The organism is Rhizobium sp. P1_B8 (genome assembly GCF_056406515.1).
This window is the reverse complement of sequence record NZ_JBFTZZ010000019.1, coordinates 43,489-65,790: the sequence shown is the minus strand read 5'-3', so window position 1 is coordinate 65,790 and position 22,302 is coordinate 43,489. Positions and strand designations below refer to the sequence as shown.

Sequence of the window (22,302 nt, the reverse complement as noted above, 5' to 3'; positions counted from 1 at the left end):
CGCCGCGCGTCTTTTTAAGGAATTATGCAGTAGGTGTTTGATCCCGAAACCCGCCTTCCGCACCCCTATCGCTCGAATGGTTCGCCGAGTGAAGCGACGCCGTTCAGTTTCAGCAGACGACGGTCAGCGGAGATGATGCCGAGCACGATGATCGTGACGAGATATGGCAGGCTCGAGAGCAATTGCGAGGGAACGTCCAGTCCGGTTGCCTGGGCTGCAAGCCCCATCAGCGAGACCGCCCCGAACAGGCAGGCCCCGAGGAAGATCCGGCCGGTGAGCCAAGTCCCGAAAACGACGAGGGCGATGGCGATCCAGCCGCGCCCGGCGATCATCCCGTCGGCCCAGAGTGGGGTATAGACCACCGACGCATAGGCACCGGCGAAGCCGGCCATCGCACCGCCGAAGGCGATAGCGAGAACGCGGACTGACATTACCGAATAACCGATCGCGTGAGCGGCCTTCGGGTTCTCGCCAACGGCGCGGACGATGAGCCCAAGCTTGGTGTAGGCAAACATGGCCCAGAGAGCGAGGGTCGCGGCGAGTGAAATCCACACGACGATGTCCTGGACGAAGAGGCCGCCGACAATCGGCAATTCCGAAAGCCCGGGAAGGGCAAGCTTCGGAAGTCCCCTGACCGTGAGGCTTTCATAGGTCTTGCCGAAAAGCGCGGAGAGGCCCTGGCCAAGGATGCCGATGGCAAGGCCGGCTGCCACCTGGTTTGCCCGGAATCCCAGTGTGACCAAGGCGAAGAGCAGCGAAAGGACAGCGCTGCCGAGCCCCGCGACGACGAAGCCCAGGAGATGTCCGCCGCCCTGGTAGACGATAATGAAGGCGAGCACGGCACCGAAGGCCATCAATCCCTCGACCCCGAGGTTGAGGACGCCGGCGCGTTCGGCCACCAGTTCGCCGAGGGCTGCCAGAAGAAACGGTGTCGCAGCCGCAAGCATGCCGGCAAGAATGAACTCGATCGCGTTCATGACAGGCTCCGATGGGCGGCGCGGCGCCATTCAAGGCGGTAGCGCACGAAGGCGACGGCGATGAGGTAAGCGAGCAGCAGGCTACCCTGGAAGACACGGACGGCGGCGATCGGCAGGTTGGCCGAGACCATGGCATTGTCGCCACCGATATAGATGACCGCCATGACCAGCGCCGAGACCACGATGCCGATCGGATGCAGGCCGCCGAGATAGGCGACGATGATGGCCGCATAACCATAGCCGCTCGCGACCGAACGCTGCAACTGGCCGAGCGGGCCTGCGACTTCGGCGGCACCGGCAAGACCAGCTGCAAAACCGCCGATCAGCAGCGAAAGCCAGATCGCCCAACCTTCCTTAAAGCCAGCATAGCCGGCAGCCCGCGGCGCCAGACCGCCGACCTGCAGCTTGTAGCCGATGAAGCTCCTCTGCATGAAAACCCAGGCCGCAACCGACAAGGCGAGCGTGATGAGGAATGAGACATTGAGGCGGGTACCGGCGATTAGGGTAGGCACCATCGCATCATACTGGAACATCACCGACTGGGGGAAGTTGAAGCCGTTCGGATCCTTCCAGGGGCCGAGCAGCAGGTAGTTCAGCAGTTGCGCCGCAACGAGGCTCAGCATCAGTGAAACGAGGATCTCGTTGGCGTTGAGGCGCACGCGCCAGAAAGCGGTGAGAGAAGCCCATAGTGCGCCGCCGATGGCGCCGAGCAGCAGCATTGCCGGCCAGATCCACTGGCCCGTTGCCTGCGGAAACCAGACCGGAATGGCAGAGGCGAAGATCGCACCGAGAATGAACTGGCCTTCGGCGCCGATGTTGAAGACCTTGGCGCGAAAGCCGATCGCCAGTCCCTGTGCGATCAGAAGGAGCGGGCCTGCCTTTAAAAGCACTTCCGAAAATGACGCCCAGGAGAGGAAAGGCTCGAAAAGCATCGCATAAACGACCGCGACAGGGTCACGGCCCATCAAGATGTAAAGGCCGAGGTTGAGCGCGATTGCTATGACAAGTGCTATGACGGGCGCCAGCAAGGTCGCAGCAAGCGAGGCGCGCTCCCGGCGGACCAGGGTGGGAACGAAAGCAGGGGACCAAGCACTCATAGATGGACTTTCTCGGGCGAGGCTTGAGCCCCGGTCATGTATCGGCCGATCTCCTCGGGCTTCGTGTCCCGCGTTGCGAGCGGCGGGCTGAGCCGGCCGTGATGCAGCACCTGGATGGAATCGCAGAGCTCGAACAGTTCTTCCAGCTCCTCGGAAATGACGAGGATCGCCATGCCCTGATTGCGCAATGCGACCAGGCGGCTGCGGATGGCGGATGCAGCGCCGATATCGACGCCCCAGGTCGGCTGCGCCACGAAAAGCAATTGGGGAGACAGCATGATTTCCCGGCCAACGATGAACTTCTGCAGATTGCCGCCGGACAGGGTGCCGGCTTCCGCATCCGGGCCTGGCGTGCGCACATCATACTGACGGATGCAATCCTTGGTGAACGCCATCGCCCGCGCCCTGTCGACGAGACCGTGCCGCAAAAGCTTGAGCGGATGGGCGGTCAGCAGGCTGTTGAGGGCGAGCGACATTTCAGGTACGGCGCCGCGTCCGAGCCGGTCTTCCGGAACGAAGGCAAATCCGAGCCTCCGCCGCGCGGCCGCATCGAGCCTGCCGACATCGATCCCCATCATGTAGATCCGGTCGCGTTGGTCGCGCCCCAGTACCGTCTCACCTGAAATCAATGCAGCAAGCTCGCTTTGGCCGTTGCCCGAAATACCGGCGATCCCAAGGATTTGGCCGGCACGCACTTCGAGGCTGATGCCGGAGAGCGGCACCGCGAAGGGATCGTCGGGCTGATAATCCAACCCGATGATCTCCAGTCGCTTTTCCCCGCCAGACAGCGGCAGCGCCGAGATGGGGGCGGGCATGTCGCGACCGATCATCATACGGGCAAGGTCATGGGCATCATATTCGCGCGGGTCGACATCCCCGGTCACCCGTCCGCCGCGCAGGATCGTCGCCCGGTCACAGATCGCCCGGATTTCTTCCAGCTTGTGGGAGATCAACAGGATGGAGACGCCGCCGTCGCGCAGCCGGCGCAGCGTGTCGAAGAGCTTCTCCACCAATTGCGGCGGCAGGACGGAGGTGGGCTCGTCGAGGATCAGCAGCTTCGGATCGGTCATCAGGCTTCGGATGATCTCCACCCGTTGCCGCTCGCCGACCGACAGCGCATGCACATGGGCGAGCGGGTCGACCTCAAGGCCGAATTCCCGTCCAAGCGTCCGAATGCGTTGCTTGAGCTCAGCCTTGCGACCCGGCACGACCAGCCGAATATTCTCAAGGACGGTCAGGGTCTCGAACAGCGAAAAATGCTGGAAGACCATGCCGATGCCGTGGCGCCTCGCCTCGGCGGGGGAGGAGAGGCGCAAGGGTTCTCCTTCCCAGACGACGTCGCCGTCGTCCGGTTGCTCGACGCCGTAGATCAGCTTCATCAGCGTCGATTTTCCCGCTCCGTTTTCTCCGAGGATCGCATGGATCGATTGCGGAGCCACGTCCAGATCGATTGCCTGATTGGCGTGGATCTGGCCGTAGCTCTTCGAAATGCCGCGCAGCGACAGGAGCGGGGTCGTCATGACTTATTTCGTCAACGGCGTGGACACGCCCTTGACGTGCCAGTTCATGGCGATGATCTCGGGGTCGGCCATGGTTGCGCCGGATGCGACACCCTCGCTGCCGTCGGCCTTGGTGATCGGCCCGGTGAAGGGCGAGAAGCTGCCGTCGGCGATCTTTGCCTCGATCTCCTTGATCTTGGCCATCACGTCTGCCGGAACATCCGGATTCCAATCGACCACTTCGACGACCTTGTCGGCGACGCCGAGGAACGCATTGGCGCCCTTGAACGTGCCGGCGAGATGGGCGTCGACCGATGCCTTGAAGAACGGCGACCAGTCCGTCGAGATGCATCCGAGATAGGTTTTCGGTGCGTATTTCTTCATCGAGGAGTTGAGGTTGAAGGCGTAGACGCCGGCTTCCTCGCAGGCCGAGATGACGGACGGCGTGTCCTGGGCGTTGGAGAAGATCACGTCGCACTTCTGCGCGATCAAGGCTTTGGCGGCTTCCTGCTCCTTGGCCGGGTCGAACCAGGAGTTCACCCACACCACCGAGACCTCGATATCGGGCTTGACGGCCTGGGCGCCGAGGGTGAAGGCGTTGATCGAAGTGATGAGTTCGGGAATGGCGAAGGCGGACACGGAGCCGAGCTTGCCGGTCTTGGAAAGTGCTGCGGCAGCCATGCCGAGCAGATAGGTGCCCTGGAAATACTTGGCAGCGAACGGCGAGAAGTTCGGAGCGACCTGGAAGCCGGAAGCATGCAGGACCGTGACGCTCGGGTCGCGGCGGGCGATCTGCAGGGCGCCGTTCTGATAACCGAAAGAGCCGGCAACCAGGAACTTGTTTCCGTCGGCGACGGTCTTGTTCATGATGCGGTCGGCGTCCGGGCCTTCGGCGATATTCTCGAGCACGGTGACCTTCACCTTGTCACCGTAAGCGGCCTTGATCGGCTCGAGACCGGCCGCAAGTGCATGCCCCCAGCCGACGTCGCCGATCGGCGACGGGACGACGAGCGTGATGCCGAGCGGCTCGTCGGCGGCCAAAGCAAGACGGCTGCCGAGCACGCCGGCAAGGCCGGTGGCGGCAGTGGCCGTCATCAGGTTTCTGCGGGTCAGTTTGGTCATGTTCTCAGTTCCCTCTTTTGGTTTTTTAAAATTCCACGGCGGATAGTGCGGCCTCGGCATCGGCTGACAGCTTGGCCTCGTCGAGACCGGGGAATTCGCCCTTCTGCCAGACGATGCGGCCATTGATCATGGTCATATCGGTCGCCATGCCGATGCCGACGCGGGCAATCAGGCTCAGCGGATCGTGCCGCGTGCCGACATAATCCATGCGGCGGGTGTCGATCGCAAACAGGTCAGCGGCCATGCCGGGCGCCAGCCGGCCGATATCGCGCCGGCCGAGCAGGCTGGCACCCCCTGTCGTGCCGTAGCCGAGGAAATCGACCGGCGGCGGCACGGGATGGGCACGGCCGGAGGAGACGAGGCACTGCAGCATATAGGCGGAGTGCAGGCAGTGCATCAGGTTGGAATTGTCGTTGGAGGCCGCACCGTCGCAGCCGAGGCCTATGCGCAGGCCGAAGGCGGCCATGGCGGGAATGTCGGTAACCTCCGCGCCGACCAGATAGACCGGTTCCGGGCAGTGCGCCACACCGGTGCCGCTGGCCGCCATCTTCCTGAGTTCGTCGTGGGTCAGTTCCCAGCAATGGGCATAGAAGGCGTCGGGCCCGGCAAAGCCGAGTTCTTCCAGATAGTCGACCGTGCGCATGCCGTGGCGAGCCTGAATGACCGGGCTCTCGCCTTCCCCGACATGGGTATGCATCATGACGCCGCGATCGCGCGCCAATGCCACCGATTCCACGAAGGTCTCGCGGTAGCAATTGACCGGCTGGCAGGGCGCGACCACGACCTGGCGCATGCTGAAGGGGCCGGTATCGTGGTAGGTCTCGATCAGGCGGGCGCAGTCGGCGATGAATTCGTCGGTCGTTTCCAGCATCTCGTCGGGAATGGTCGAGCCTTCCGACTTCGGCAGGGTGTTGCCGCCGCGACCGGCGTGGAAACGCATGCCGAGCAGCTCGGCTGCTTCGAACTGGCGGTCGATCAACCGTTTTCCGGCGTGCCGGGGGAAATTGTACTGGTGGTCAAAGGCTGTGGTGCAGCCATGCTTGATCATCTCGGCCATCGCCGTGACGGAGGAGTGGTAAAAGCACTCCTCATTGAGCTGCGAAAAGATCGGGTAGATGCGGTCCAGCCACTCGATGACCGAAAGCTTCGTCCAGTCGAGATCGGCGCGGTTGCGCACGAAGCACTGAAAGAAGTGATGATGGGTGTTGACGAGACCTGGATAGACAAACCAGCCGGCAGCATCCTCAACGGTCGTGCCGGCAGGGAGCGCGTCCGCCTCCAGATTTTCGCCGATCGCCAGGATCGCCGGACCGCTGGTCAGAAGATCGACATTGCGATGAACGACCGGTCCCTTGCCCTCGTCGACAATCACGGCTGCGCAGTTCTTCAGGAGATATCCAGCCATCTCACGCCTCGCCCGGTTCGATTTGAGGTTCGGGCTTCAACTCGTGCAGCCGGTGAATACCCGGCATCTCGATAAACCTGTCGAGGGCGCGGAGTGCCCGGGACCAGAGCCGGATCGCAGGATAAGTATCCAGCGTGACGCCGCCATCGGGAGCCAGCGCCACATAGGGAAAGCAGGCGATGTCGGCAATTGTCGGCCGGTCGGCGGCGAGGAAACGCATGCCGCGAAGGCCCTGCTCGACAAGCCCGGCTTCAAGCTCGCGAAGGGCGGCGATGCCCTGGGCCTGCAACGCGCCAATATCGCCCGGCCGCAGCAGCATCTCATGGAGTCGCGCTGCCCCGAGGCTTGCCGTCAGCCGGCCGGAAAAGGACAGCCATTGCTGCACCCGCGCCGCTTCCGCGGCCTTGCGGTTGCCGAGCCATTCGGGTGCTGCCTTGGCGGCGAGATAGACGAGGATCGCCGACGATTCCGTCAGGATAAGGTCGCCATCCTCCAGGATCGGAATGGAGCCTGCCGGATTGAGCGCAAGCAGCTCGATGCCGCGATGCTCGGCGCCGGGATGGAAATCCACCGGGCGCAGATCAAGCTTCACGCCGGTCAGCGCCGCCATCAGACGCACCTTGTAGCAACTGGGCGAGAGAATGTAGTCGTAGAGCTTCATTGCGCCACCAGCTGTGCGCCGTAGGTATAATTGTGGCGCTTCAGCCAGCGCCTGTAGGCGATCGATGTCAGATCGGCACGCGTCGGGATTTCCATGCCGGGGTCGAGCGGCAACAGCCGCGGGATCTGGTTTTCGAGGATCGAACGGTCCTGCAGAAAGATCGTCTGCTGGAAATGGATGAGATCGGTCATCGCGGTTTCGTCGTCGAAGAGCGCCATCCATGGCCAGACGTCGCAGAGGTCCTCAGCCAGCGGCTGCACGAAGAGCGTGATGACATCCCATTCACTCGGGCGCGGCGGGCAGGTCTTGTAAAGCACGGAGCAGGTGGGCGCCGGCACCCGGTACATGTATTCCGTGGTGATCCCCCCGCTTGCCGACTTGGCGGCCTGCGGCTGGTAGAATTTCACCTGCGTTGCCCAGACCTCGTCTTCTTCCTCGCGGATCTCGACCTTGTAGTTCTGGACCTCGGTGTGCGGCTCTGCGCCGAGAATGTCGGTGTGGACGAAGGGGAAATGGGCGATGTCGAGAAAGTTCTCGACGGCGCGCAGGGGCGAGCAGCGCACCCGCACCACGCCGACATCGACGAAGCGGCGACCGGGCTGATCGGCCTCGGGAATGGGGAAAAGTTCCTTTTTCGGCTCGCCGAGAGAGGACCAGACATGACCGTAACGCACACGCACCGGCAGAACGCGGCCGTCTCCGCCCGTCACCTTCGCATTGCCATCGGCATCGCGCGCCACTTCGATCGGCTCGCCCATCAGAGCCGTTGTGCGGCCGGCGCTGTCGAGCTGGCTGAAAAGCCCGACCGGATACCATTCGTCGATCATCGCCTGCATGGTCATTGCGCGATCTCCCTCTGAAGACCTTCAGCCCGGCGGCGCAAGCTCTCGGCCGCCCGTGAAGCACCGATGCCCGCCGCGGGGCCGGTGTCAGCCTTCAGCAGCACATGGATCAACGTCTGTCCGTCTTCCCAAGCGGATAATAACAGACAGACGGCCCCGGTGGATGCGTCGATCTCGACAAGACCGTCAGGGCTCGCCTTCGCACCGGCCGCCGCCTCGATCGCCGCGATGCCGGTGAACGCCGTCAGCGAACGCAAGGGAGTGAAGCCATCAAACTTCGGCGGCTTCGAAGCGGGCGTACCCACAGCCACCCAGATCACGTTATCTGTTTCCTCGACGTCATGGGTGGCGACGCGGATGGTTTCCGGTGGCGTCAGCCCCGGATGGGCCGGAATGCGGAGACAGTTTCCGGCCTGTCCGTAGCTCCAACCGTGATAGATGCAGGAAAGCGTCTCGCCGCGCACGAAGCCGTGAGATAGGCGCATGCCACGATGCGGACAGCGATCCGCCGATGCCGATATGCGCCCCGAAGCGCTGCGCCACAGGGCAATCGATCCGGCTGCCGTCCGTGCCGGCATTACGGTTCCGGCCGGCAAATCCCGGGAAAGGGCGACTGGCGTCCAAAAGCCGGTCGTAGCGGATGGCATGACTAGAGTTCCCAAACAAAATCATATGCTTGTCGAGCACGCTTCACCTCGGCATCGCGGCAATTCCGCTCAACCTTATCAGGTTTGCATAATTATTTCGCATTGGCAACATTGAGTAAATAATATGCACGATGGAAATACGCCGCAGCCCGATACTAGGTCCTTTCGCCGCTGATCGCCGCGCGATCTATCCTCTCGACCCATACGTCGATGGGCCCGAGAGAGCATCCCATCTCCATCATGTCGATCAGTTCCTCCGGCCCAGCAACCTCAAGTTCGATCCGCATGGAACTCGTATGAGATATGGTGTGCGAGAGGCCTAGCTTGGCGGCATGGCGCCGGATCCAAGGGACAAAGGAAGCAGCCTTGAGATCACCGACAATCGTCATCCGCTCCTGGAAGTGAGTTGTATCTTGTCCCATCATAAGGATCCCCGTCCTTGCTCTGCTACACCTTGGCGCCTGAATGACCTTGGCGAAGGGGCATCGTCAAGGCGAGGATATGGCGTCGGGGTTTCTTTTGCAAAAGTCCTCGGCGGTAGGCCTGACAGCTTCGACTGGTGAGACCGCGAAGTTTGTATTTAAACGAATATCGTGAAAAAGCTGGTTCGCCGGCTGCTTACGGAAACGATTGCGGCCGTCGTTCTGACCGGCTTCCGCTGGTATCGCTGTTACCACCACCGACAGCCCCGATGATGAGATTGGCATCGCGCTCAACAATTCCATGCCTGGCCGAACAGCAGCTGGGGCTGCGCCAGGCTCGTAAACACCTTTGCCGATTCCTCGCCACCCCGCGGCTGCACCGCCGGCGACGCAACACGGTGGAGGTAACACTGCAGGGGTTGCACCCATGGCGCAGCCTAGCCGCGCGCGTCGAGTTGTGGCTCCCGCGCGGACTGCCGGCCTCGACGCCCCACAACATCGCGCTGTGCCGGCGCTTCGATGCTCACGCCGAGGCTGTTGCCCGTCACTTCACCGCCTGCCAGTCAGCATTGTGACAAAAGCCGTGACTTTCCGCCCGCGAAGTTGGCTGGTTCGCAGCCGCCTGGAGCGTCTGGCCTGAAATCAATCCCCGTTGATCGTCGCCGGCATCGCCATCGCGACACACGTCTTGCAGCGCTCACTCACACTGGAGCCGGCTTCGGTCGGCGACGGAAGAGATTCCGATCGCCAAGCCCTCGCCACGTGGATCATGCGCGCCGGTCGCCATTCCGCTCTCATCGATGGCAATCACGCCAGCCTGTCCCGCGAGCGGGCTCCGCGCTTCGATCGGAGATAGGACGTGGCCTCGAGCGGCCAGTTCCGCAAGCACTGTTTCACCCACGTCGCTTTCCAGCTTCAGGCTGTCGCGGCTATCGGAAAATGTCTTGCCGAGAAGAAAGCGCGGACCGGCCAGCGCTGCTGCCGGTTCCTCGTCAAAGTCGATCAGCCGGGTCAGCAGCATCGCCAGTGTCTGCGGCTGGCCGTCGGCGCCTTGCGTGCCATAAAGCAGGGCCGGCCTGCTGTTGCGCAGGCCGAGGCCGGGGTTCAACGTGTAGAAAGGACGCTTGCCGGGGGCGATGCCATTGACATGCTTGGGATCGGGCGAAAAGGCCGCCCCGCGGTTCTGCCAGAGAATACCCGTATCGCCGACAACCACGCCGCTGCCCCAGTCGAAATAAGTGCTCTGCAAGACGCTGACGCTGCCGCCCACGGCATCCGTTACGGCAAAGAACACGGTGTCGCTGCTGCGAAAGGGCGCCGGCCATTCAAGCGCCCGCACGGGATCGATGGAGGCCGCCGCCTGCGCAAGGTGCTGCGTGCTTAGCCATTCCTCTACCGGCTGCGATGCGACATCGGGATCGGCAATGCTGTGGCGATCGAGAAAAGCGCGTTTGACAGCTTCGACGCAGAGATGCAGATGGTCTGCGCTGCCGGCCTTATGGGCGGCAATGTCAAAATGGGCGAGAATCCCCATAATCGCCAGTGTCGTGAGACCCTGTGTCGGCGGCGGCGGCGCAAGCAGCTCAAATCCCCGATAGGAAAGACTGACGGGCGCGACCTCGCGCGTTCGGGTCGCCTCAAGATCGTCACTGGTCAGTGGAGAGCCCACAGCCTGCAGCCCTGCCGCGATCTTTGCGGCCAGTTCGCCCTCGTAGAATGAACGTGGCCCATCGCGGGCAATCAGCGAAAGCGACCGCGCCAAATTCGCCTGCTGGAACAGGCTGCCTGTTTCCGGCGCCGCGCCATCCGCCATGAAAAGCGCCGCAAAACCCGGCCAGCCGGCCGCTTCCGCCCGCCGGAAGGCAAGCCAGAAGCTCTGCGAGCGCGTGATGGGAAACCCCTTTCCCGCGTGGCGGATCGCATCAACAAGCAAGACAGGAAAGTCGATCTTACCGCCCCAGTGCCGCGCGGAATAGTCATACGCGTGCCGCCACGCATCAACCGCGCAGGCCGAGGTCAACGCCGAAAGCGGTCCGCGTAGCGGAATTTTTCCGTCGAAATCCGGCAATTTCTGCGCCGCCTGGCCGATGCCGAGAAAACATGTCTTCCGCCCGCTGCGATCGGCAACAATCCAGACGGAATCGCCGCCAAGCCCGCAGAAATGCGGATAGACGACAGCGATCGTGCTGCCGATGGCGATCGCAGCTTCCAGCGCGTTGCCGCCGGCCCGCAGGATTGCCGCGCCCGCCTCGCTCGCCAGCGCATGCGGACTCGTCACCATGCCGCCACGTCCAGTTGCCTGCATCGTCGGATCCCGGTCTATCCCTGTCATCGCGCTCGAATTCCGCTGAGTCTATGGTCTGTAAAGCGCACGATAGGTCCGATAGCCCTCGTTATAAACCGCCGCATTGTTGGGATTGGGCACGATACTTTCACCCTGGCTGACAAAGGCGGTTACACCGGACCAGTCCTCGGTCAGTCCGGCGCCGATCGCCGCTGCCCAGGCGACGCCGAGGCAGGAGCCGGGATGGCCGGTCAGACCTTGTAGTGGCTGCTGCAGCACATCGGAAACGATCTGCATCCAGATCCGGCTCTGCGATCCGCCGTCGGAGACGATGAAACGTGTCGTCGGGTGACCGATGTCGTTCAGGACGTCGATATGATGACGCAGCGCATAGGCATAGGCTTCCAGCATCGCCCGCCAGAGATGGCCGATATGATGCGACAGCGTCAGTCCCTCGATCAGTCCGCGCGCGCCGGCGTCGTGAATCGGTGTCTTCTCGCCGAGGAAGTAAGGCAGGATTGTCAGCCCGTCCGCGCCGGGCGCGCATTGCGCGGCCAACCGGTCGAGATAGCGGTGCACGGATATTCCCTCCGCCTTTGCCGCGATCTCCTCGTATTTGGCGAAGGTGCCGATAAACCAGTTGAGCCCCGAGCCGCCGGTCGACATGCAGCCGTTCGGCATATAGAGCCCTGGAACCAGATGATAATCGAGAAACATACGGGGATCGGGCCGCACGACATCGGTCGCCGTCAGAATATCCACTGCACCCCCGAATTTCAGCAGCACGTCGCCGGCCTTATTGATCCCCGCGCCGAAAGCCGACGCGATCATGTCGGCTGCCCCGCCGATGACAGGCGTTCCAACTGCAAGCCCCGTCGCCTTGGCGGCTTCGTCGGTCACATGGCCAAGCACCTCATGCGATACCGCCTTCCCAGGAATGGCCTCCCGCAGAATTCTGGCAAGCCCGATGAGTTCGTCGTCGAGATTGCCGGTATTAATATCGACGAAGCCCGCTTCCAGCGCCCAGTTCTGTTCGATTGCCTTCACGCCGGTCAGCTTCCAGTTGATGAAATCATAGGACCCCATAACGGTGACAATGCGCTCGAAGACCGTCGGTTCGTGCCGGGCGATCCAGCGCAGTTTTGCCGTCACCAGCTGCTGGTTGATGCCGTTTCCCGCCCGGCGGAGAAAATCCGTCTCATCCCACTCTCCCTTAAGTTCCTCGACTTCTTCGCCGCAACGCCCGTCGCTCTGCTGGATGCTGGGCCTCAGCACTTGGCCAGCGTCGTCAAGCAGCACGACGGCCGGCAGCATGCCCGTCACGCCAACGGCCGAGATTTGTCCGGCCTCAATGCCACTCGTTGCAAGCAGTTCCCTGGTAACCTCACAGACATTCGCCCACCATTTCGCCGGGTCTTCCTCGGCCCAGCCATGCTGCGGTGAATGAAGCGTCGAAGGCCGTGAGGTGAGCCCGAGCACGCGGTTCGGCAACTCGATCAAGATGCCGATGGTGGAGGTGGTGCCGATATCGAGGCCGAGCGTGATGGACATGGCGGTTCCGTTGTTCAACGCAGCGTCTCGACAGTCTCCATGAAGCGCTTTACACGGTCGCCGTCGACGGGGTTCCACGTATTGCCGTCCACCTTGAAATGTGTGCCGATGATGACACCGCTGGCAACGCTCAATATGTCGCGCACATTGTCCTTGTTCACGCCGGTATTGGCAAAGACTGGGACATCCCTGACGGTCTCGCAGACACGTCTCAGGTCTGATTGATCGACTGCCTGTCCAGTCAGCGGCCCGGAAACCAAGATGGCATCGGCGAGCGACGAGAATACTGCGCTCTTCGCTCTGAGTTCAATCGGTCGCTGGTCCAGCGAATGGGCAAATTCGGCGTTGATGTTGAAGAGCATCTTCATGTCGTCGCGGCCGAGACTGCGCCGCAGCCGCGCCGCCTTGGCGCAATCGGGCTGCCAGATCCCCATGTCGGAGGCAAAGACGCCGGTGAAGATCTCGCGAACGAAGCTCGCGCCAGTCACCGCGCCGATCGCAACGCTTGCCGAGGGATCCCAGAGATAGTTGACGCCGAACGGTACGGTCAGATGCGGCTTTACCCGCTCGACGATCGAGGTCATCGCCGCCAGTCCTTCCGGCGGCGCCTGGAAGACGTAGGGCCGGTCGTTCTCGTTGCCAAACATGATGGCGTCGACACCGCCCGCTTGCAGTTTCTCGACATCGGAAAGCGCGTCGTCGACGAGCTTATTCAGCCCGCCGGCGACGTCATGGGCGGGCGAGCCGGGCAGGGCGCCGATATGCGCCATGGCGATGACTACTTTCTTCTTGACGCCGAAAAAGTCGAAGACCATGCGAAAACTCCCTGAAGCGCAATCGAGTGGACGGGCATCCGCTGGAAGATCGGATGCGAAAGGGCAATCAAAGCAGTGGCTGCTCCTCGGGCGCGATGCGCACCTCGACGCCGGCAGTGGCGAGCGCATCGGCAAGGTCGGACGGCGGCATGGCATCGGTGATCAGCATGTCGAATTGCTGCAGCGGCGCGATATGCACCAGCGACATGCGCTTGAATTTGCTGGAATCGCAAAGCACCACCTTCTGTGTCGCGCGGCGCAGATAAACCCGTTTCATGTCGGTGTCTTCGAAGGAATAGTCGTAAATTCCCTGCGCCGTGATCCCGGACACGCCGACGAAGGCGATGTCGAACCAGAGTTCCCCGAATTGCAAGACGGCGGACTGGCTGCTGATCGCCATTTCCTCGCCACGCATGCGCCCGCCCGGCAGGTAGACCTCGCCAGAGCCGGCGCCGAGCTGCATCGCGTTGCGCACACTGTTGGTGAAGATCTTCGTATGCGGCTGGTTGAGCAGCAGGCCGGAAAGCAGATAGGTCGTGGTGCCGACGTCGAGCGCCAGGGTTCGCGCGCCGGCAGCAACGCCTGCGGCTGCCATCGCGATGGTTCGCTTCGAGGCGGCATTGCGCGTCAGTCGGGATTCGAAAGTCGGTTCTTCGCGGTCGACAGCCTCGTTGGCGATCGGCTCGAAGGCCTTGCCTCTGCGCACTGCGCCGCCATGGGTGCGCACCAGCCTGCCGTCCTTCTCGAGCTCGATCAGGTCGCGGCGGACGGTCATTTCGGAAACGGCAAGCTGGGAGGCGACGTCGCTGACGGAGACCGCGCCTTTGCGCGCCAGTGTCTCCAGGATGCGCGCATGCCGCACCTGGGCCAGAACCTTCGGTTTTTCCGCTGCGGCGACCATCTGCTGTTCCGCGTCCATGATACCGTTCTGATCCTCCCGCCGTCGCAACCCGTGGCTACGAACTGATTGTTGCCTTCTATGTATCGAATGAGTCGAACAAATTCAAACATAAATTTCTCTTGTTGTGTATGATTTTGTTGATATATGATCGGTGATGTTTCCATTCGATGAGGGCGGGCATGCAGTCTCCGAGCTTTCCAGAACTATCCGGCAAGCGTGCGATCGTAACCGGCGGAGCGACAGGGATAGGGCGCGCGATCGCGACCGCGCTCTCCCGCCAGTCGATCCAGGTGGCGATCTGCGACATCAACCTAGCTGCCGCCGAACAGACGGCGGCCGAGATCGGCAACGGCGCCACTGCTTATGCGATCGACGTTCGCAAGCGAGCCTCGGTCGAGGCGACCTTTTCCGAGGTTGTCGAGAGGACCGGCGGTTACGAGATCCTCTGCGCCAATGCCGGTGTCTCCACGATGCAGCATGCGCTGGAACTGACCGACGAGGAATGGGACTATAATTTCGACGTCAACATTCGCGGCATCTTCCTGTCCAACCAGGTTGCCGCGCGCCGTTTTACGAGCATCGGTACCGGCGTCATCGTCAACACCGCCTCGCTCGCCGCAAAAATCGGCGCGCCGCTGCTGGCCCATTATTCCGCCAGCAAGTTCGCCGTGCTCGGCTGGACGCAGGCGCTCGCCCGCGAGCTTGCGGCTTCGGGCATCCGCGTCAATGCCGTCTGCCCCGGTTTCGTCAAGACTGGCATGCAGGAGCGCGAGATCGCCTGGGAGGCGACCCTGCGCGGCGTAACGCCCGAACGCGTCGTGGCAGATTATATCGCCCAGACGCCGCTCGGCCGGCTGGAAACGCCTGAAGATGTGGCCGATGTTGTCGTTTTCCTCTGCTCGAATTCGGCCCGCTTCATGACCGGGCAGGGCGTCAACGTCACCGGCGGCGTCTACACGACCTGACCCGTTCAGGGGCTGCAACAGGCCTCCCGTTCAGCAAGGAAAGAGCATGGCTGAAATCGTCTTCGACCAGATCAGCAAGAGCTATGGCGATGGTTATGCGGCGATCCGCAACCTGAACATGACCATACGCGACGGCGAATTCCTGGTCCTGGTTGGCCCCTCCGGCTGCGGCAAGTCGACGGCGCTGCGCATGATCGCGGGCCTCGAGGAGATCACCGATGGCCGCCTGACGATCAACGGCGCCGTCGTCAACGATCTTGCCCCGCGCGACCGCGATATCGCCATGGTCTTCCAATCCTACGCGCTTTACCCGCATCTGACGGTGGCCGAGAATATCGGCTTCGGCCTTCGCGTTCGCGGCCTCGACAAGTCCGACATCGCCCGCAAGGTGCAGGAGACGGCGAAGCTCCTGGAGCTCGAGGACTATCTCGCCCGCAAGCCCGCCCAACTCTCCGGCGGCCAACGCCAGCGCGTCGCCATGGGCCGGGCGTTGGCCCGCAGCCCCCAGGCCTTCCTGATGGATGAGCCGCTTTCCAATCTCGATGCCCGCCTGCGCGGCCAAATGCGCGCAGAAATCGCCCGCATGCAGAAGATGTCGGGCATAACGACGGTCTATGTCACCCACGACCAGGTCGAAGCGATGACCATGGGTGATCGTGTCGCCGTCATGAGGAGCGGCGTCCTTCAGCAGCTCGGTACGCCGCGCAGCCTCTACGATCAGCCGGCCAATCTCTTCGTCGCAAGTTTCATGGGCTCGCCGGCGATGAACCTGCTGGCGGCCGATCTCTTCGTGACGGAAAACGGCCCCGAGGCCCGCTTCGGCCAGGCATCCATCCTTTTCTCGGGCGAGGTGCTTGCCGAGCGGCCGCGCATCGCCTCCGCCGCCGGGCGTGCCGTCGTGCTCGGCATCCGCCCGGAAGCCTTCCGGACGGTCGATGCCGGTGGTTTGGCCGGGTCCGTCGCCTTCATTGAGGATCTCGGCGCCAACCTGCTCGTCCACGTCGATGTCGAAGCCGCCGACCGGTTGAAGTCGCTCTCTGCCGAAGAGGACGACGTGACACTCTCTGCCCCGCAGCTGCGCGTCATCGTTGACGGCACCAACCGGGTGAAGATCGGCGAGCGCCTGTCGCTTGCCGCCGATCCCGCCCGGATCCACGTCTTCGATGCCGCGACCGAAGCGGCGATCCGCGCTTGAGCGCAGCGTCTCTTTAGTGAATGCCTTTTGTCAGGCCCTGCACGAAATAACGATTGAGGAAGAGCACGATCAGCACGATCGGGATCGTCGAAAAATGCGCCAGCGCGCCGAGCGTGCCCCAGGTGATGTCCTTCGTTCCATAGGCTGAAAGCAGCGCCACCGAGATCGGCTTGGAATCGAGCCGGGTGAGAAACATCGGATAGAGGAAGTCGTTCCAGGAAAACATCAGGCAAAACAGTGTAGAGGCGACGACGCCTGAGCGCACCGCCGGCAGCGCCACGCGCCAGAAGGCGCCGAAGAGCGTACATCCATCTGTCAATGCCGCCTCTTCCAGCTCCTTCGGCAGGCTGCGGAAATAGGAAAACATCATCCAGGTGACGAAGGCCGAATTCAGCATTGCGTTGATGAGGACGACGGCAATCCAGCTGCCGAGCAGCCCGATATCGCGCATCATCAGATAGAAGGGGATCAGCGCCGCCACGGCCGGCACCATGCGGATCGCCATGAAGAAATAGGCAACTGCAATGGCATAGCGGCTGGTCGAGCGTGCCAGCGCATAGCCTGCCGGCACGCCGAGAAGCAGCGACAGGATGACGGAACCGCCGGCAATCAGCAGGCTCGACGAAACGAGGCTCCAGACATCGAACAGGCGGAAAACTGTCGCGAACTGTTCGAAGGTTGGTGTGAAGGTCAGTTTCGGCGGGATCGAGAAGATGTCGCGCGATGGTTTGTAAGCGGTCGATGCCAGCCACAGGAAGGGCAGCAGGAAAAAGGCGAGCATGACAAGGATGAAGCTGCGCTCGCCGATGCGGTTGAGAGTACGTGCGCTCATCGCCCGTTCGCCTTTCTGTCCGCCTTGCGGATCAACAGGATGAAGCCTGCAGCGATCACGGCGATGCAGATCAGCGTCAGATTTGATATCGCCGAGGCGCGGCCGATATTGAAGAATTCAAGCCCCTGCTTTACCGCATGCAGCATCAGCGTGTTGGTTGCATTGCCCGGCCCGCCGCCTGTCGTCACGTAGACGCTGTCGAAGATGCGAAAGGCATCGATGGTGCGCAGCGTCAGCGCCAGCAGGATCGAAGGCAGCATGAGCGGAATGACGATGATCCTCAGACGCTGCAACGCTGTCGCTCCATCCACTTCCGATGCCTCGAGAATATCGCCCGGCAATGCCTTCAGGCCGGCGAGCAGGATCAGCGCCACGAGCGGCGTCCATTCCCAGATGTCGACGAAGATAAGGGTTGCTAGCGCCGAGTTCGCATTGGCGAAAAGCCCACGCGGATTGGAAATCCCGAACTCGGCAAGATAGTAGCCGACGAGCCCGTAGTCGGCGAGCAACAGCGCCCGGAAGATCAGTCCGACCACAAGCGGCGTGATCGTTACTGGAATGAGGATCAGCGCCAGACAGATCCGGTTGAAGCGATCATCGCGCCAGAGCGCCAGCGCTATGGCAAAGCCGAGCAGCAATTCGACAGTCACAGCGCCGACCGTGAAGATGACAGTGTTGACGAAGGCCCCGCGCGTCACCGTGTCGGAGAGAAGATCGATATAATTGCCGAGGCCGACGAAATGCGTCCGCGCCGGTTTGAGCAAATTATATTCGTAGAGGCTGAACCAGATGCCCTGCGCCAGCGGCCAGACGCCGATGACCAGCACGTAGATGACGGCCGGCAGTGTCATCAGGATGAAGAACAGCCGCCTGCGCTCCAGATAGGAAACGCTGAAGGCCGGGGTGGGCTTCAGCGCGGAAGTGAGGGATAGGGTCACGTCATGTCCATCAGGTTCCTGGTTCGATGCGCGCTACCGGGATCAAGCCCGCGGCTCACCCGATCATGAAGCCTGAGGCGCATCGGATCAATGGTCTGGAAATGGCGGGGCCGCGACGTAGGTTGCGCGGCCCCTGGGAGGAAACTGTTTTGTTCTCAGAACAGCTTTGCGGCGGCTTCCTGAGCGGCATCGAGCGCCTTCTTAGGATCGGCATTGCCGACGAGCACGTCGTTGACGGCGGTGCCGAGCAGATCCTGAATCTCCGGATATTGCGGGATGCGCGGACGATATTCGCCGTCGCCATGCTCGAAGGTTTCGGCGATGACGGGCAGGAAGGGGAACTTATTCAGAAGATCGGGATCGGTCATCTCGCTCTTGCGCAGGAAGCTGCCGGCGCCCATCATGTTGAATTCCTTGTGCACCGGCGGGCTGACCAGCCACTTGATGAAAGCCCAGGCGGCTTCCTTCTGCGTGTCCTTGATGCCGGCGTTGATCGCCATGCCCCAACCGCCTATGCCGTAGAGCTTCGGCAGGCCGGCGCCGCGCGGCGCCGTCGTGATCGCCACCTTGTCGACGATCTTGGAAATCGACGGATCATAGTAGCCGGGTGCGCCGACCGACCATGTCTGCATGGTCGCGGCAATGCCCTGGCGGAAGCTTTCCTCGCGTCCGCCCCAGTCGTAATCAACGGCGCCGGGAGGTGCCGCCTTCATAAAGAGGTCCTTGTAGACGGTCAGGCTCTTGATATTGGCTTCGGAATTCAGCGCCGGCTTGCCATCCGAGCCGAGGATCGATCCGCCCATTTCGGTATTGTACTGCATCCAGTCCTGCGCGACCGCCGGGCCCTTCTGGCCGTTGGCGACGAAGCCGTAGGTCTTCTTGGCCGGATCGGTCAGCTTGTAGGCGGCCTCGACCAACTCTTCCATCGTCGTCGGCGCCTTCAGGCCGGCGGCGTCAAACAGATCCTTGCGATAGGCGAGCACGTTGGCATAACCGGCGAAGGGGAAAGCGACTTGCTTGTCGCCCCAATGGCCGAGCGCATTGAGAAGCGTCGGGTAGATGTCGTCGAGCTGCAGTTCGGCAGCATCGCGCTTCATCCAGTCGGTGAGGTCGACCGTATAGTTGTTCTCGGCATACTGGCCGGACCAGACGATATCCATGGTAACGAGATCGTAGCCGCCGGTGCCGCCGACGAAATCGGTCGTCGTCTTGGTGAGCAGCGAGCCATAGTCGAGAATGTCGACCTTGACGGTAGCGCCCGTCTCCTCGGTGAATTTCGGAGCAAGGGCCGCCAGGACCGCGGCAAACTGGTCGTTCTGCGAGGCAAGCGTGAGGGTGATGCCGCCATACTTCTTGTCGGCACCGATGGCTGAGCCGGCAAAAACGACCGAGACGAGGCCTACGATCGCCAATTTCTGTGTGAGACTGCTGAGCGATTTCATTTTTGCTCCCCTTATTTTGATTGGCCGGGGCACTATACATCAAACAAAATCGCACTCAAGCGCACTTGACAAAAAATTGTAAACATTAAAAATCACAAAATAAAACATATTCGCGCATGAATGTCCATATTTTATGCGCGTTGCTTAAAAAATAGCAGGGAGTGACGATTGCTATACTGTCCTATCCACTGCGCACGAGCTGCCCATCGATGACGACCACGCCGGACGAGCGACTGAAAGAGCTGGATTGCCGCGCACATGATGAAATGGCGCGCATCGAAGCGCTCGGCGCAGACTGGCCGGCGCTCGGCGGCGAGGACAGAGACGATTTCCATTCCATCGTCATCTGCGGTGCCGGCTTCTCCGGGCTGTCGATTGCTTTTGCTTTGAAGCGGCGCGGCATCCGCTCGGTGCATCTTATCGATCAGAGCGAGGAAGGTCGCGAAGGTCCGTGGGTGACCTGCGCCCGCATGCAGACGCTGCGGTCGCCGAAATATCTCTCAGGCCCGGATCTCGGCATCCCCAGCCTGACGTTGCGTTCCTGGTATGAAGCGCTGAACGGCACGGAGGCCTGGGAGGCGCTCGACAAGATCAGCCGCCAGGACTGGATGAAATATCTTGTCTGGTTTCGAAGGACCGTCGGTATCGACGTCGAAAACGGCACGATGCTTTCCTCGATAAATCCGGCGGGGGCCGAACTTGCTCTCACGCTGACAAAGGGTGACGGCACCAGCCGTACGATCACCTGCCGCCATCTGGTGATGGCGACCGGCATCGACGGCTGCGGCGGTCCGCGCATACCCGCGATGGTCAAGACGCTGCCGAAATCCACCTGGACGCATAGCAATGAGCCGATCCCGATCGATTTCCTCGAGGGTAGGGATGTCGCAATCCTCGGCGGCGGCACGTCGAGCTTCGACTGGGCGGTGGCGGCCCTGGAGACAGGAGCCAGAAAGGTGACCATGTTTGCGCGGAGCGCCGATCTGCCACGCACGGAGGTTCTCGCCTGGACAAACTTCCCCGGCTTCCTCGGCCATTTCGCCGACCTGCCTGATCTGGAGCGCTGGCGCTTCGCCCACCTCTACCTCAATTTCAAGGTGCCGCCGACGCAGGAGCAGTATGACCGAGCCTGCCGCCACCCTGGTTTTACCATGCAACTCGGCTGTGGCGTCGGCGAACTCTCGATGGACGGCGGCAAGATCAAGCTGACGACCGCAAATGACATCTTCCACGCCGATCACCTTCTGCTGGGCACCGGTTACGAGATTAATTTCGCGCTCAGGCCCGAGCTTGCCAGCCTTACCGAGGCCGCAGCACTTTGGAAGGACCGTTTCCAGCCGCCGCAGGGAGAAGAGAATGCCATGCTTGCCGACCATCCCTATCTCGGTCCTGGTTTCGAACTTATGCCGAGACACGCTGAAGCCGGCTGGGTCTCGCGCATCCATATGTTCAATGCCGGCGCGCTGGCGAGCCTCGGCCCCATCAGCAATGGCGTCACCGGTCTCAAATACGGCGTGCCGCGCATCGTCGGTGCCCTGGTGAAAGCGCTGTTCATCGAGGACTCCAACCGGTATCTTGAAGCATTGGCCGCCTATGACGAACCGCATTTCGATCCTGGCATAGACGATGACGTCACGACATCAAGAGAGGTTTTGGCATGAGACAGGCCGCCGCCGTTCAATTTTCCGGACTGGAGACCATCCTTTCGCGCGCGCGCGAGGACAGTGTCGAATTTCCTTACCTCCTCGCCAACCATGTTCCAATGGTGCTGATCGCGCTTGATCGCCTCGGTGCCTCGCCGGAACGGCTGGATCAGTGGTACGAGCAGTATCGCGACAGCCACAAGCTTCAGCCGATGCCGCCGCCGGTTGCTCCGATTTTCAGGGCAGCCTGGGCCGAGGCGCTTGGCGACCGCACCCGCGAGACGGATTACCGCGCCTTCTTCATCGGCGAAACCCACCGGCTCGGCATTGATGCCGTTATCCGAACCTACCTGCCTGCCATGGTGAACGGCCTTGCCGGCAGCGCCATGCATCCGCTGATGCGTCTTGCTTATGGTGTCCTCAAAAAGGACAACGAGGAGGTCGGCACCGCGCTTGGCTATTGGGCGGCCTGTTATCTGCCGCTTCCCCCCGCGACCGGCACCGCTCCCGATACGGACGATCCTGGAAGGGTGCTTGCCGATGTCAGCAATATCGAAGGCATCCGCGATTATGCGCCGGAAACGGATCTGCTCTGGCATAATATCCGCGCTGTCGCTGCCCTTCCGGGCTTCCGTCCTGTTATCGATCGCCTGGCTTTCGGCGCAGCTACGCCGCGCCGCATGGCCGCGACTTCGCTTGCGCTCTTCGCCGGAACCATGGATTTCTCCGCACTCCATTCCGTCACTGGCCTGCATTGGCTGCGCCTCGTCTCTCTACACCTGGAAAATGCCGAGCCCTTTTACCGCGCTTTCTGGCAGGTGATTGCCTCGCTGGTGCCGAAGATCGGCTTTCCAGAACTTCCCACCGCCGAGGCGCTGGAAGAAATGCGCAGTCGAGAGGCGCCCGTCTGGGCAGAGATCAAACGCGCCGCGATCGCTTCGGACGACGAACACGATGTCAGCCTGGTTTTTTCCGCCTTGCAGGAGGAAGAGGTTTGGAAGGATCCCCTCTATCGCGTCGTTGCGGCGTGCAGGGTTGGGCTGATCGCATAGCGGATGATGGAA

The 22,302-nt window shown here is 62.0% G+C and carries 20 protein-coding genes; 4 read left to right on the top strand and 16 right to left on the bottom strand.

Going from position 1 to position 22,302, the window contains the following annotated elements:
* Positions 1-65: 65 nt before the first annotated feature.
* From AC1D2N_RS22565 to AC1D2N_RS22505, 13 genes are all read right to left on the bottom strand, one after another.
* On the bottom strand, positions 66-977 hold the full coding sequence (locus AC1D2N_RS22565; protein ID WP_130654003.1) for an ABC transporter permease: 912 nt from the start codon (positions 975-977) through the stop codon (positions 66-68).
* Complete coding sequence (locus AC1D2N_RS22560; protein WP_047620483.1) at positions 974-2,074, bottom strand: ABC transporter permease; 1,101 nt, start codon at positions 2,072-2,074, stop codon at positions 974-976. Before AC1D2N_RS22560 ends, AC1D2N_RS22565 begins: the two co-directional genes overlap by 4 nt.
* Positions 2,071-3,594 carry an ABC transporter ATP-binding protein gene (locus tag AC1D2N_RS22555; RefSeq protein ID WP_130654004.1) on the bottom strand — a complete coding sequence of 508 codons (1,524 nt, stop codon included), beginning with the start codon at positions 3,592-3,594 and terminating at the stop codon, positions 2,071-2,073. The genes AC1D2N_RS22560 and AC1D2N_RS22555 overlap by 4 nt, the downstream gene beginning before the upstream one ends.
* A 3-nt stretch (positions 3,595-3,597) precedes the next feature.
* Positions 3,598-4,695, bottom strand: a complete 1,098-nt coding sequence (locus AC1D2N_RS22550) for a BMP family ABC transporter substrate-binding protein (protein ID WP_130654005.1) — start codon at positions 4,693-4,695, stop codon at positions 3,598-3,600.
* 25 nt (positions 4,696-4,720) lie between these two features.
* The gene (locus AC1D2N_RS22545) at positions 4,721-6,100 is read right to left on the bottom strand and encodes an amidohydrolase (protein WP_130654006.1); all 1,380 of its coding nucleotides are present in this window, start codon (positions 6,098-6,100) and stop codon (positions 4,721-4,723) included.
* Position 6,101: 1 nt separating this feature from the next.
* Positions 6,102-6,761: a glutathione S-transferase family protein gene (locus AC1D2N_RS22540; protein ID WP_130654007.1), complete on the bottom strand. Its 660-nt coding sequence runs from the start codon at positions 6,759-6,761 to the stop codon at positions 6,102-6,104.
* The gene (locus AC1D2N_RS22535; protein WP_130654008.1) at positions 6,758-7,603 is read right to left on the bottom strand and encodes an aromatic ring-hydroxylating oxygenase subunit alpha; all 846 of its coding nucleotides are present in this window, start codon (positions 7,601-7,603) and stop codon (positions 6,758-6,760) included. The genes AC1D2N_RS22540 and AC1D2N_RS22535 overlap by 4 nt, the downstream gene beginning before the upstream one ends.
* Complete coding sequence (locus AC1D2N_RS22530; RefSeq protein WP_130654009.1) at positions 7,600-8,250, bottom strand: Rieske 2Fe-2S domain-containing protein; 651 nt, start codon at positions 8,248-8,250, stop codon at positions 7,600-7,602. The genes AC1D2N_RS22535 and AC1D2N_RS22530 overlap by 4 nt, the downstream gene beginning before the upstream one ends.
* A 155-nt stretch (positions 8,251-8,405) precedes the next feature.
* Positions 8,406-8,672, bottom strand: a complete 267-nt coding sequence (locus tag AC1D2N_RS22525; protein ID WP_197728295.1) for an acylphosphatase — start codon at positions 8,670-8,672, stop codon at positions 8,406-8,408.
* A gap of 697 nt (positions 8,673-9,369) precedes the next feature.
* Positions 9,370-10,953: a gamma-glutamyltransferase family protein gene (locus AC1D2N_RS22520; protein ID WP_130654232.1), complete on the bottom strand. Its 1,584-nt coding sequence runs from the start codon at positions 10,951-10,953 to the stop codon at positions 9,370-9,372.
* Positions 10,954-11,025: 72 nt separating this feature from the next.
* Positions 11,026-12,507 carry an FGGY-family carbohydrate kinase gene (locus tag AC1D2N_RS22515; RefSeq protein WP_130654010.1) on the bottom strand — a complete coding sequence of 494 codons (1,482 nt, stop codon included), beginning with the start codon at positions 12,505-12,507 and terminating at the stop codon, positions 11,026-11,028.
* Positions 12,508-12,521: 14 nt separating this feature from the next.
* Entirely contained in the window at positions 12,522-13,322 is an 801-nt protein-coding gene (locus AC1D2N_RS22510; RefSeq protein ID WP_130654011.1) for a BtpA/SgcQ family protein, read from the bottom strand.
* Positions 13,323-13,389: 67 nt separating this feature from the next.
* Entirely contained in the window at positions 13,390-14,241 is an 852-nt protein-coding gene (locus AC1D2N_RS22505; protein ID WP_130654012.1) for a DeoR/GlpR family DNA-binding transcription regulator, read from the bottom strand.
* Between the two features lie 161 nt (positions 14,242-14,402).
* Between AC1D2N_RS22505 and AC1D2N_RS22500 the strand changes: the two genes are divergently transcribed.
* Positions 14,403-15,188, top strand: a complete 786-nt coding sequence (locus tag AC1D2N_RS22500; protein WP_130654013.1) for an SDR family NAD(P)-dependent oxidoreductase — start codon at positions 14,403-14,405, stop codon at positions 15,186-15,188.
* Between the two features lie 46 nt (positions 15,189-15,234).
* Positions 15,235-16,383 carry an ABC transporter ATP-binding protein gene (locus AC1D2N_RS22495; protein WP_130654014.1) on the top strand — a complete coding sequence of 383 codons (1,149 nt, stop codon included), beginning with the start codon at positions 15,235-15,237 and terminating at the stop codon, positions 16,381-16,383.
* 13 nt (positions 16,384-16,396) lie between these two features.
* Here AC1D2N_RS22495 and AC1D2N_RS22490 read toward each other — a convergent pair whose 3' ends face one another.
* From AC1D2N_RS22490 to AC1D2N_RS22480, 3 genes are all read right to left on the bottom strand, one after another.
* Positions 16,397-17,215 (bottom strand): carbohydrate ABC transporter permease, encoded by an 819-nt coding sequence (locus AC1D2N_RS22490; protein WP_130654015.1) that lies wholly within the window; start codon positions 17,213-17,215, stop codon positions 16,397-16,399.
* A complete protein-coding gene (locus tag AC1D2N_RS22485; RefSeq protein ID WP_018246773.1) occupies positions 17,212-18,153 on the bottom strand; it encodes a carbohydrate ABC transporter permease in 942 nt (313 codons plus the stop codon). The genes AC1D2N_RS22490 and AC1D2N_RS22485 overlap by 4 nt, the downstream gene beginning before the upstream one ends.
* Before the next feature lie 155 nt (positions 18,154-18,308).
* On the bottom strand, positions 18,309-19,595 hold the full coding sequence (locus AC1D2N_RS22480) for an ABC transporter substrate-binding protein (protein WP_018517719.1): 1,287 nt from the start codon (positions 19,593-19,595) through the stop codon (positions 18,309-18,311).
* 209 nt (positions 19,596-19,804) lie between these two features.
* Here AC1D2N_RS22480 and AC1D2N_RS22475 point away from each other — a divergent pair, with 209 nt between their 5' ends.
* Both AC1D2N_RS22475 and AC1D2N_RS22470 read left to right on the top strand, forming a co-directional pair.
* Positions 19,805-21,256, top strand: a complete 1,452-nt coding sequence (locus tag AC1D2N_RS22475) for an FAD-dependent oxidoreductase (protein WP_130654017.1) — start codon at positions 19,805-19,807, stop codon at positions 21,254-21,256.
* Positions 21,253-22,290, top strand: coding sequence for a questin oxidase family protein (locus AC1D2N_RS22470; RefSeq protein ID WP_130654018.1), 1,038 nt, complete (start codon positions 21,253-21,255; stop codon positions 22,288-22,290). Before AC1D2N_RS22475 ends, AC1D2N_RS22470 begins: the two co-directional genes overlap by 4 nt.
* Positions 22,291-22,302 lie beyond the last annotated feature (12 nt).